Below are 12,033 nucleotides of genomic sequence, written 5' to 3'. Positions count from 1 at the left end.
AGTAGGGTGTGCAAACTATTGCCAAGATAAAGCCAAAAAGGTTCTGGACAGCACAAAAAAGTGCGGTTTGTAGAAGTTGAAAGGTATAAAAAAATTAGACGGTCTTAAGCCTGATGGATTCAGAGCTTAAGCCGTCTAATGATTTCGTTATTGTTTTTTAACCGACGTTCTTCAAACGGGCTGGATCATTAGGAATCATCAGGGTTATGATATAGCCAATGACTGCTCCGCACAGTGCAGGAACGATCCAACCAACGCCGTAACTGTACAGCGGGATGTATTGGTGTAAAAACTGATCGACAACGCCAAGATTAATACTGGCTGCATTTAAACCGTCAATGATACTGAAAATCCCTGTTGCGATGATTGTACCGACATATACTTCACGCCGTTCATTAAAGAGTTTATCAATAAACGAAAGTAAAATGATCACGATCGCAAGCGGATAAAGTGCTGAAAGAATCGGTACCGAAAATGAGATGATTTCAGTTAGACCGAAATTAGCAATCACCATGCTGAACAATGAGACGATGATGACGACAGTTTTATAAGAAAGCTTTGGAATTAGCTTTGAAAAATACTCTCCGCATGATGAGACAAGTCCGACACTTGTCGTTAAACAAGCAAACAAAATGGCAAGACCGAGCACAACATTCCCAAGTGAACCAAACAAAAATGCAGATGACTTGGATAAGATTTCTCCCCCGTTATTAAGAGATCCGACTGTTTCAACACTTGTTGCACCTAAATAAGCGAGTGAAACATATACCAATGCAAGTCCTACGGCAGCCACAATCCCTGCTTTAATACAAGAAGCAGCAATTGATTTTGGATTGGTGACACCGCGTTCTTTAATTGCTGTAATGACGACGATCCCAAATACGATCGAAGCAATCGCATCCATTGTTTTATATCCTTCTAAAAATCCAGTGAGCAGTGGAGTGCCTTGATATTGGCTTGCTGCTTGACCGATACTGCCCATCGGTGTGACAAATGCTTTAATGACTAAGATTGCGATGACCATTAATAACAGCGGTGTTAAAACTTTGCCGATGCGGTCAACTAGTTTACTTGGATTTAATGCTAAGAAATAGGTAATGGCAAAAAAGATTATTGTAAAAATAAATAGATAAATACGTGATGTATCTCCACCTAAGAAAGGCTTAATTGCAATTTCATATGAAACATTTCCTGTTCTCGGTATGGCGAACAATGGCCCAATCGTTAAATAGATACTAACAATCAAAATTGTACCAAAGATAGGGTGTGCTTTGTCTGCAAGTCCTTTTGCACTGCCAGTTAGAGCTACGGCAATCACACCAAGAAGAGGGAGTCCAACTCCTGTTAGCAAAAATCCAATAATAGCCGGTAATACGTTTTCTCCTGCAGCCTGGCCAAGCTGGGGAGGAAAAATCATGTTTCCCGCACCGAAAAAGAGAGCGAATAACATAAGTCCAATCGCTATCGTTTCCTTAGCGGATAGTGAAGTTTTCATTAATAGAACCTCCTGGTTTTGTTTAAATTTTCTGTCAATTTACTTTTGGGGATATAATATGACAAAAGGTCCAATGACTATTATATTGTAAAAATCAGAGAAGTCAAACACTTTATTTTTAATTTTCATTTATAAGTTATTATGATAACATATACAGTCATAAAAAAGAACGTTCTCTGTTAAAGGAGTAGATCATGATTTATCTTGATAATAGTTCAACAACAACACCTTATCACGAAGTATTAAACATTTTTCAGAAAGTAAACCAACGGTTTTATGGGAATCCGTCATCATTACACCAACTAGGGATTGAAGCAGATCAACTGCTAACTGAAGCGCGTCGCCAAATAAAAGCAGCCCTATCTATTAAAGATTATGACATTGTCTTTACTTCAGGTGCTTCTGAAGCTAATAATTTAGCACTTAAAGGTATTGCCTTTGCACAGCAGCAAAAAGGCAAACACATTATTGCTTCGTCGATTGAACACCCGTCTGTCACAGAATCGTTAGAACAGCTAAGAACGTTCTTTGGCTTTGAGATTACATACCTTCCAGTGGATAGTAGGGGACTTGTGTCAATTGAGCAGTTGGAACAAGTGATTCGTAAAGATACAATCCTTGTCAGTGTGATGCATGTCAACAATGAAATAGGTGTCATTCAGCCTATAGAAGAGATCGGTAAGGTCGTGAAAAACATGAGTGATGCGTTTTTTCATGTTGATTATGTCCAAGGGATTAACAAGGTTCCTTTAAATATTATCAAAGCAGGCATCGATCTTTGTACAATATCAGGGCACAAATTTCATGGTTTAAAAGGAACAGGAGCACTTATACTCAAAAAAGATATTTCGCTGTTTCCAATCATTACAGGAGGTGAACAGCAATATAACAGAAGAGCTGGTACAGAAAATCTTGCTGGAGCAGTAACACTAGCTAAAGCCATTAATTTGTCATCACAACATTACGTCGAGTATATTGAAGAAATGAAAGCAGTGAAAGCCGATTTTATTAGACAGCTTCAACAGGTAAATGATGTTATATTAAATACATCGGAAAAAAATAGTGCACCACATATTATTAACTTTTCTGTTCCCGGAATTAAAGCTGAAGTCCTTTTGCATATGCTTGAGGAACGCGATATTTTTGTCTCAACAACATCAGCATGTTCATCGAAGCATGGGAAGCCGAGCAAAGTGTTGCTTGCCATGGGGAAAGGGGAACAGGTTGCAGCAAGCAGCATTAGAATAAGCTTAACATACCAAAATAATCAAATGATTGTTGAGCCATTTATGACGGCATTAAAAGAAAGTGTACACAAACTGAAAGGAATTATGAGGTAAAAACAATGAAATATGATTACATTTTAATTCGATTTGGTGAAATTTCAACAAAAGGAAAAAATAGACGGACTTTTGTTGAACGGCTGAAAAAAAATATAAAAATGGTTATGCATGATTTTGAGCATATTCGTTATCAATCAACTCGTGACAGAATGACTTTAGTATTGAACGGTGAAGATGCAGAAGCCGTAGCAGCTCGTTTGAAACATGTTTTCGGAATTCAGTCTTTCAGCTTTGCTTTCAAATGTGAAACAGATCTTGAGACGATCAAAAAAATGGCTCTTTCTTCAATTCAAAAGCAATACAAAGCTGGAGACACGTTTAAAATTTCTACCAAAAGAGCTTATAAACAATTTGAGTTAAATACGAATGAAATGAATGCCGAAATTGGTGGACATATATTGCGAAATACAGAAGGTTTGACTGTAGATGTTCATTCACCAGACATCCATTTGCGAATTGAAATTAGAGAAGCTGCTACTTATTTAACTTTTCGCGATGAAAAAGGAGCTGGAGGATTGCCAGTGGCCAGTGGAGGAAAAGCAATGCTGATGATCTCGGGTGGCATCGACAGTCCTGTAGCTGGATTTTATGCGATGAAGCGGGGGCTGGAGATTGAAGCTGTTCACTTTTTTAGCCCACCCTATACGAGTGAACGTGCCAAACAAAAAGTCATCGATCTAGTTGCTCAACTGACTAGATTTGGTGGAGATATTAAACTGCATATCGTACCATTTACAAAAACACAGGAACAGATCCAAAAACAAATACCTGAAAATTATTCAATGACAGCTACTCGCAGACTGATGCTACAAATTGCTGACAAGCTCCGTGAACGCAATAAAGGTCTGGCAGTTATTACTGGGGAAAGCCTTGGACAAGTAGCAAGTCAAACGCTGGAAAGTATGTATGCTATTAATGCGGTCACAAATACACCCATATTACGTCCACTGATCGGAATGGACAAAACAGATATTATTGAAAAAGCAAAAAAAATTCGGACATATGATATTAGCATCAGGCCGTATGAAGATTGTTGCACGATTTTTACCCCAACATCTCCGAAAACACGACCGAAAAAAGAGAAGATCGAGCATTTTGAAAGTTTTACAAATTTCGAACCACTTATTGAAGAAGCCCTTGAGCATACGGAAACAATGATTTTGAAAAGTAACGTGGAACCGAAAGAAACATTTAGCGACCTTTTTTAAAAATAGTTCATTTGGTCTGTATACAATTACCAATCATTCTTTGCATGAAGTCATGTGTTTTTACACAATATATACTCACAAGGAGGTGAGAACACATGGCTCAACAAAACAGACAAAGCAGTTCTAACCAACTATTAGTACCAGGCGCTGCACAAGCTATCGACCAAATGAAATTCGAAATCGCTTCTGAGTTCGGCGTCAACCTTGGGGCAGATACTACTTCTCGTGCAAACGGTTCAGTTGGAGGAGAAATCACTAAACGCTTAGTATCTTTCGCTCAGCAACAAATGGGCGGAGGCACAGCTCAGTAATTAAAAACTTAAAAACAATGGATAACGGGTGGGGGTTTTCCCCACTCTTTTTAGTATTTGTTGTATAATAAAAAGATCGTAAATATGATGAGGAGATGTATTTATTGAAAAGAGAAGAATTAATTGCTCCACAGAAGTATAATATTTCCAACGAAGTCGAAAAATTCAAAAAAATATCAAAAACGGCTTTAATTTTTGAAAGTGAGCAAGGTCTCAAAAGATCATGGACATATCAGACCTTAATGGAAACCGCTGATAAAATTGGCACCCTTTTGATTCATTCTGGACTAAAACAAGGTGATAAGTTAATCGTTATGCTTCCTCGTGTATTGGAAACTTATGCTGTTTATATGGCGATCTTAAAAGCCGGTATGGTGATCATTCCTTGTTCTGAAATGCTTCGCGCAAAAGATCTAGAATACAGAATAAAGCATGCTGATGTAAAAGGTGCGGTTGTCTATCCATCATTTATTCATACTTTTGAAGATGTTGAGTTAAAACATAATCTGAAAACATTTACACTGGGTGAAAATAAACAAGGATGGACCGACTTACTGACGGAAATGGAGAGTACGGACGGAACAGGTTTTCAAGTAGCTGAAACAAGTCGTGATGATATCGCATTTTTATCTTACACTTCTGGAACGACAGGACAACCAAAAGGCGTTGTACATACACATGGTTGGGCTTATGCTCATTTAAGAACAACAGCTTCTGCTTGGCTAGATATTACAAAAGACGACATTGTCTGGGCAACAGCTGCTCCAGGCTGGCAAAAGTGGGTATGGACACCATTCTTAGCTGTGTTAGGAAGCGGTGCGACCGGGTTTGTTTATCATGGACGATTCAATCCTGAAACATATTTGGAATTAATGGAACGCTATCAAATGAATGTGCTTTGTTGTACACCGACAGAGTACCGGTTTATGGCAAAAGCCGATCATCTTGATCAATTCGATCTTTCATCTTTACATAGTGCTGTCTCAGCTGGTGAACCATTAAATCGAGAAGTGATCGATACGTTTAAAAGGCATTTTAACATTGAAGTGCGGGATGGCTATGGACAAACGGAAAGCACGCTCTTGATCGGGACCTTGAAAGGAATGGAGAGCAAACCTGGTAGTATGGGAAAGCCAACTCCTGGCAACATTGTAGAGGTTGTAAATGAGGAAGGGGAAATTTGTCAGCCTCATGAAATTGGAGATATTGCCGTCCATTTAAGCACACCTGCTTTGTTCAAAGAATATTATCAAGATCAAGAACGAACACGGCTCCAAAGGCGAGGAGAATATTTTATTACAGGTGATAAAGCAAGAAAAGATGAAGAAGGTTATTTTTGGTTTGAAAGCCGAAATGACGATATTATTATCAGCTCTGGTTATACAATCGGTCCATTTGAAGTGGAAGATGCACTTGTCACACATCCGTTGGTCAAAGAATGTGCCGTAGTTGCAAGTCCTGATCAATTTAGGGGGTTCATTGTAAAAGCATTCGTCGTATTAAAAGACCGTGCTAAAGAAGATGAGGTTCTGATTAAAGAGCTACAAAATCATGTAAAAACGTTAACAGCCCCCTATAAGTATCCACGCGAAATTGAGTTTATTGAAGAATTACCAAAAACCCCCTCGGCCAAAGTGAAGCGATTTGAATTGAGGGAACGGGAATTGAAACGGAAAACGAATGGTGAATCGTGAGTTCGTTTTTGAAGGGCGTCCAATCGGTCGATTTTTTTGACGAATGGACGCCTTTTTTTGCGCTTTTCAGGCAGCTTCTTCTAGGTTTTCAGCTTTTTTAAAGGAAGGTTCGTTTCACTTTTTCCCAAAAAGAGTTATCTTTTAATTTTACTGTTTTAATCATCTTTTTTGAAAGTTTCACTTCGATCTCTTTCACATGCATCATACTAAATGCTTCATTATCAAGGCCAATAATCGGATGGTTATTTCCATCTTGAGTAATCTTGAGTGTCAGTTTGCAATCGGCACTTAAAATAAATGGGGAACCTAGTGTTCTATAATTATTATTGTTTAAGGAAGCAAGTTCTGTTACTTGGATACATGACAGTTTTGGGTCAACTATTGCTCCTTGAACAGACTTATTGTATGCTGTGCTACCTGTTGGAGTTGAAACAATCATTCCATCTCCACGAAATGTTTCAAAATAAAGGTTATCAATGTACACGTCCATCACAAATGTTTTAATAATACTTGAGCGAATAGATACTTCGTTTAAACAGAGAAAACGACTTGTTTGATCTACTTTAACATCGATGAGCGGATATTTTCTAACTTCGATTTGCGGTAAGTTTGTTGTTTCAATCATTTTGTTCGTGTCGCGTATATTAAAATCTGAGTATAAATGAGCTTTTCCTTTTTTGGCTACGCCTACATAAAGACAATCATCTCTAAAATTTGTTTTTCTGACTGCCTGTAAAAATGCACCATCACTACCGACACTTGCAATTATATTAGCTTCTTTGTGTTGGTTGACAACCTGAAATCCGTAATCTGCTGCCAGTTGTTTCAACATCAGGCAATGTTCAGCAACATCCTCGTTTTTTTCGTGAAAAAAGTAAATGTTTCGCCGGTCTCTCACATCTATTCTCCCCTTTATCACTTGAAATGAATTTTTCTATATCATCACTCATTTAGAAATCGGCACTTCCTGGTATATACAACCAACAGCAATTAGTCTTATATACGGTTCTAGGCTAAATGCCACGATGACGAATAGCACTCAAGTATCTCAGCTTCACAAATGCTGACTAGATGGTAAATTTGAGACTGCTCTACCGACTAAGAGACATCTAAGATTCACCTGCTTTCTAATTTGTTTTATGATTTAAAGATAAGATAGTCTTGATGATGATTCTATTGTATCAAAAGGGATGGGATCGTTCGGCAGTTCTAACGAAATCTCCACTTTCTGGTGGGTTTTTGTCACGAAAAATTTTAGATGAAGAAATGTTGATTCATCAGGGTGACTTCTAGACGGTTTGTGTTAAAATACCTGTGACCCTAGTTTATCGTGGTTCTTTTACGTATAATGAATACTTGGACTCTTTCTGTTCATATACGTATTAAGAGCTCAGTTTTTTATTAAAAGGAGGAGAATAAATGAATCGTAAAAGATGGGTAGCGCTTGTGATCGCTTTAGGGCTGTTGGTTATATCAGTGATGATGAGTGTTGTGGTAAACACATTCGAAAGTATAGATGAAGATGGCCATATGCAGTTTGGGTTTACAGACGGTGAAAAAGAAGTCGTTTTGGAAAAAGGAGATTCTAATAAAATTGTTGTTCTTGATGTGAATGGCACGATTTCCGACAATGGAAGTGCTAGTGGCCTTCTCGGTTCAGAAGGGTATAATCATAGATCTTTTTTACAAAAACTTGACAATGTGAAAGAGGATACTAAGATTAAGGGTCTCATTTTACGTGTTAATTCACCGGGAGGCGGGGTATATGAAAGCGCCGAAATACATAGGAAATTAGAAGAGATCAAAAAGGACACGAATAAACCGATTTACGTCTCAATGGGATCAATGGCGGCATCAGGTGGTTATTATATTTCAACGCCAGCCGATAAAATTTTCGCTGCACCTGATACATTGACAGGTTCTTTAGGTGTCATTATGGAAAGCTTAAATTATAGTGAGCTTGCAGATAAACTAGGTTTGAAAACAGAAACAATTAAAAGCGGGCAACACAAAGACATTATGTCTCCAACAAGAGATATGACGAAAAAAGAACGGGAAATCATGCAATCTATGGTAAATGACTCATATCAAGGGTTTGTTAATGTGATTGCTAAAGGCCGCAATATGTCAGAAAAAGATGTGAAAAAAATTGCTGATGGTCGGGTATACGATGGTCGCCAAGCTAAAGAGCTTCATTTAGTTGACGAACTTGGTTTCTATGAAGATACGGTAAAAGCGATGAAAAAAGATCAAGATCTGAAAGACGCTTCTATTGTGAGTTATGAAGACACAAAAGGCATTACTTCGTTGTTATCAATGAGTGCAAGCAAGCTCTTTAAAAGCGAAATCGACTTTTTGAATATTAAAGAAACACTTTCTACAGCTGGTGCACCAAGACCGATGTATCTTTATGCAAAATAGGAGGGGACCGAAAAATGGATGTCACATTTGATGGCAAAGATCAAAATGAAATAACAGCGTCCGAGCAAAAATCGGCTCCCGTGTTAGAACATGCCTATGCCGGTTTTTGGATCAGATTTTGGGCTTTTTTGTTGGATGGAATTGTTGTTGGCAGTATCAATAGACTACTGATATCACCTATTTTTAGTTTGTTTGGTCTTCCTAAAGAGACAGGGCTTTTCTCTTTTTCTTTATATTCAATTACAACGACTATTGTATTTTTTGCCTACTTTGTCTTGATGACAAAAGGTTTTAAACAAACATTAGGCAAAATGGTTTTCGGCCTCAAGGTTGTGTCTCTCCACCCGGAAAAAGGGCTGACATGGGATGGGATTTTGTTTAGAGAGGTAATCGGCCGTTATATTAACAGTATTTATATCACGTATTTTGCTGTTGTTTTCTCACGCAAGAAGCAAGGCATTCATGATTATTTTGCAGATACAGCAGTCATTCATGAAAAGCTATATCAAAAAGTTGAATAAACTCGAAAAACCTCGGTTATATGAAACCGGGGTTTTTTATTACAATGAAATAGCAGCCTCCGTTTACGTTTATTTTTTGTGATTTCATCCCATAATGCCTAGTATAAGAGGAAGTGAAGTCATGATTTACATATGGATTGCAGGAGTCTTACTTCTGCTAACGGCTGTTATGATGATGAAAGTCCAGTTTGCAGTCGAATATCTTCATACAAATGAGAATGACGAGTTGACTGTTCAAATGCGGACAGCTTTTGGTCTTTTTCGGATGAAAAAGAAAGTACCGCTCATTAAAGTCAATCAAGAAGATATGACAATTGATTTAAAACAACAAACCAACACAACTTTACAAGAAGATGAAGAGAAAAGTAAAATCGGTCATGATCAACTAATCAATCGTCTTCATGATCTAAAAAAAATAACTGAACAAATCATTAATGTGAAACTGATTTTTCGTAAATTTATGAAGCGCATTCATATCACCGAGCTTAAATGGATGACAGTCCTCGGTTTTTCCGATGCTGCTTTAACCGGAATTGTAACAGGTGGGGTATGGTCTGTAAAAGCTTGTGTAATGGCTTTATTTGATCAGCTTTTTAGTTTTAAAAAACGTCCGGAATATCAAATAATCCCTGTCTTTAACAACAAAGTTTCTCAAACCCAGCTAACATGTATATTCTATTTTCGCCTTGGACATGCTATAATCGCAGCTTTCAGAATCGTCATGAATCGGAAGGGGAAGATGCGCGGCTTCATGAAGCTGCCAAAAAATGTGTCAGGTTCAACTAAGAATGACTCATCTGTATAGGAGGAATGAAATATGGCTGACCATCCAATTCAAGGTTTAATGAAAACCGCAATGGAAAATTTAAAAGAAATGATCGATGTCAACACCATTATTGGAGATCCGGTAGAAACACCTGACGGTAGTGTCATTTTAACCGTTTCAAAGGTTGGTTTTGGATTTGCCGCTGGTGGAAGCGAATTTAGCGGTAACCAAATGTCAGAATCAAAAGGGAACGACGGGGAACGCAAAGAAGCGAAGCTCCCATTTGGCGGTGGAAGCGGTGGTGGAGTATCGATCACACCAATTGCATTTTTAATTGTTGGTTCATCGGGTGTTAAAATTCTGCATTTGGACGAAAATACACATGTTGTTGATAAAATCTTAGAATCCGCACCACAAACGATTGAGAAAATTCAGCATATGTTTAAGAAAAACGACAAACCGAAACAAAAAATGAATAATCAAAATAATATATCATATTAAAAAAAGGATTGTCCAAAAAGTTTTTTACCTTTTTGGATATCCTTTTTATTATGTTCTCAACCCTCTTTTTTTGCAGTTTGTCTTAGACTCTTTTATAGTAGAAACATACAAATATGAAGGAGGAATCAAGATGGCTTCAATAACATTTAAAGGTAACCCTGTTACATTGATAGGTTCAAAACTTCAAGTTGGTGATCAGGCTCCTGATTTTACAGTGTTGTCTCATTCTCTTGAAGAAGTCACCTTAAGTGACATAAAAGGAAAAACTGCTATTTTGTCTGTCGTTCCATCGATTGACACAGGCGTTTGTGATGCTCAGACGCGGCGGTTTAACGAAGAAGCCGCAGGCCTAGGTTCAGTAAACGTTTATACGATCAGCGCCGATCTTCCATTTGCACAGAAGCGCTGGTGTGGTGCAAATGGAATTGAGAATGTAGAAACATTGTCAGATCACCGGGAGATGTCGTTTGGAGAAGCGTTTGGTGTATATATGAAAGAATTGCGACTGCTTGCCCGAGCTGTCTTTGTTTTAGATGAAAATGGAGTAGTCACTTATGCTGAATATGTAAAAGAAGTGACAAATCATCCGAATTATGAGAAAGCACTTGAGGCTGCCAAATCACTTGTGAAGTAAGATGAACAGAAAAGCTCCGGGTGAAAAATGTCCGGAGCTCTTTTTTTAATAAGGAGAGACAATATATGCAAACCAACCAAGTAGAAGTCATATATGAATGGCTTGACAATGGAACGAAAATGATTGCCGATGACCGGAACATTCCATACATCGAGGCTCTTGCAGAAGCAGGAGAAGCCTTTTTTTTAAGAGAAATTCATTATCCGTTATCTGATTCAGTTACACAAAAAATGAGAGATTTGATTGATCAAGCTCACTTTTCCGAATGTAACCATGAATCCATACGTAAAGCTTTTCAGCTTGCCATACTGAAAGGTTTAAAAAACGTCGCGCATCCAAACAGGCAGATGACACCTGACACAATTGGGGTCTTTATCGGATATCTTGTAGAGAAATTTATGGGCCATCAAAAAGGGATTACTGTTTTTGACCCGGCAGTGGGCACAGGAAATCTATTATTTGCTGTCTTAAATCAGCTTGGCGAGTCCACTGGGAAAGCGTTTGGATCTGATATCGATGATGTTTTATTAAAACTTGCTTATGATCAGGCAAACCTTCAACAAAAAGAAGTCGAGTTTTTCAATCAAGATAGTCTTCAGCCTATGTTTATAGATCCTGTTGATGTTGTGATATCAGATCTTCCTGTAGGTTATTATCCAGATGATGAAAATGCAAAGGCATTTCATGTAAAAGCAGATGAAGGACATTCTTTTGCTCATCATTTGTTTATTGAACAAAGCTTGCAATACACAAAACCAGGAGGATATTTATTACTTGTGATTCCGAACCATTTATTTGAAAGTAGTCAAAGTGAACAATTGAAATATTTGTTGAAGGAAAATGCTTACATAAATGCTTTGCTTCAATTGCCTTTATCGATTTTTAAAGATAAAGAAAACGCTAAAAGTATTTTGGTGATGCAAAAACATGATGAAAAAGTCAAAGCTCCAAACCAGGTGCTCCTCGCTGAACTTCCATCTTTTTCTAACCAGCAAGCAATGCTCGAGATGACAGTTAAAATTGATCATTGGTTTCAACAAGAAAAAATTTGAAATGAGTCAGAGAGAGTATCTCTGGCTTATGTTATTTTCAGAAAATAACAATTTCTTGATGAAAACGTTAACATTTGAGAGATTGAC

Annotated in this window: 12 protein-coding genes; 10 read left to right on the top strand and 2 right to left on the bottom strand. The window is 37.7% G+C overall.

Annotated features, from left to right (window positions below; translation table 11 throughout):
* Positions 1–157: 157 nt before the first annotated feature.
* Positions 158–1,495: a branched-chain amino acid transport system II carrier protein gene (gene brnQ, locus PDT38_RS14830; RefSeq protein ID WP_270802683.1), complete on the bottom strand. Its 1,338-nt coding sequence runs from the start codon at positions 1,493–1,495 to the stop codon at positions 158–160.
* Between the two features lie 194 nt (positions 1,496–1,689).
* Between brnQ and PDT38_RS14825 the strand changes: the two genes are divergently transcribed.
* From PDT38_RS14825 to mbcS, 4 genes are all read left to right on the top strand, one after another.
* Positions 1,690–2,835: a cysteine desulfurase family protein gene (locus PDT38_RS14825; protein WP_270802682.1), complete on the top strand. Its 1,146-nt coding sequence runs from the start codon at positions 1,690–1,692 to the stop codon at positions 2,833–2,835.
* A 5-nt stretch (positions 2,836–2,840) separates the two neighbouring features.
* Positions 2,841–4,046 carry a tRNA uracil 4-sulfurtransferase ThiI gene (thiI, locus tag PDT38_RS14820; protein ID WP_270802680.1) on the top strand — a complete coding sequence of 402 codons (1,206 nt, stop codon included), beginning with the start codon at positions 2,841–2,843 and terminating at the stop codon, positions 4,044–4,046.
* Between the two features lie 95 nt (positions 4,047–4,141).
* Positions 4,142–4,357, top strand: a complete 216-nt coding sequence (locus tag PDT38_RS14815; RefSeq protein WP_270802679.1) for an alpha/beta-type small acid-soluble spore protein — start codon at positions 4,142–4,144, stop codon at positions 4,355–4,357.
* A 95-nt stretch (positions 4,358–4,452) separates the two neighbouring features.
* Positions 4,453–6,051 (top strand): acyl-CoA synthetase MbcS, encoded by a 1,599-nt coding sequence (mbcS, locus tag PDT38_RS14810; RefSeq protein ID WP_270802678.1) that lies wholly within the window; start codon positions 4,453–4,455, stop codon positions 6,049–6,051.
* A gap of 97 nt (positions 6,052–6,148) precedes the next feature.
* Here the strand turns inward: mbcS and PDT38_RS14805 are convergent, their stop codons facing one another.
* Positions 6,149–6,949: an NAD kinase gene (locus PDT38_RS14805; RefSeq protein ID WP_270802677.1), complete on the bottom strand. Its 801-nt coding sequence runs from the start codon at positions 6,947–6,949 to the stop codon at positions 6,149–6,151.
* A gap of 521 nt (positions 6,950–7,470) precedes the next feature.
* Here PDT38_RS14805 and sppA point away from each other — a divergent pair.
* The 6 genes from sppA to PDT38_RS14775 all read left to right on the top strand — a co-directional run bounded on the left by sppA (position 7,471) and on the right by PDT38_RS14775 (position 11,946).
* Positions 7,471–8,472, top strand: a complete 1,002-nt coding sequence (gene sppA, locus PDT38_RS14800) for a signal peptide peptidase SppA (protein WP_270802676.1) — start codon at positions 7,471–7,473, stop codon at positions 8,470–8,472.
* Between the two features lie 14 nt (positions 8,473–8,486).
* Positions 8,487–8,993, top strand: coding sequence for an RDD family protein (locus PDT38_RS14795; protein WP_270802675.1), 507 nt, complete (start codon positions 8,487–8,489; stop codon positions 8,991–8,993).
* 121 nt (positions 8,994–9,114) lie between these two features.
* Complete coding sequence (locus PDT38_RS14790) at positions 9,115–9,798, top strand: DUF2953 domain-containing protein (RefSeq protein WP_270802674.1); 684 nt, start codon at positions 9,115–9,117, stop codon at positions 9,796–9,798.
* Positions 9,799–9,810: 12 nt separating this feature from the next.
* Complete coding sequence (gene ytfJ, locus PDT38_RS14785) at positions 9,811–10,260, top strand: GerW family sporulation protein (protein WP_270802673.1); 450 nt, start codon at positions 9,811–9,813, stop codon at positions 10,258–10,260.
* Between the two features lie 130 nt (positions 10,261–10,390).
* Positions 10,391–10,894, top strand: coding sequence for a thiol peroxidase (gene tpx / locus PDT38_RS14780; RefSeq protein ID WP_270802672.1), 504 nt, complete (start codon positions 10,391–10,393; stop codon positions 10,892–10,894).
* Between the two features lie 65 nt (positions 10,895–10,959).
* Positions 10,960–11,946, top strand: a complete 987-nt coding sequence (locus PDT38_RS14775) for a class I SAM-dependent methyltransferase (protein WP_270802670.1) — start codon at positions 10,960–10,962, stop codon at positions 11,944–11,946.
* Positions 11,947–12,033: the final 87 nt, after the last annotated feature.

This window comes from Bacillus changyiensis, from assembly GCF_027706145.1.
GTDB lineage: Bacteria > Bacillota > Bacilli > Bacillales > Bacillaceae > Bacillus > Bacillus changyiensis.
Note: the sequence above shows the minus strand (reverse complement) of the source record. Positions and strands in the feature narration are given on the sequence as shown.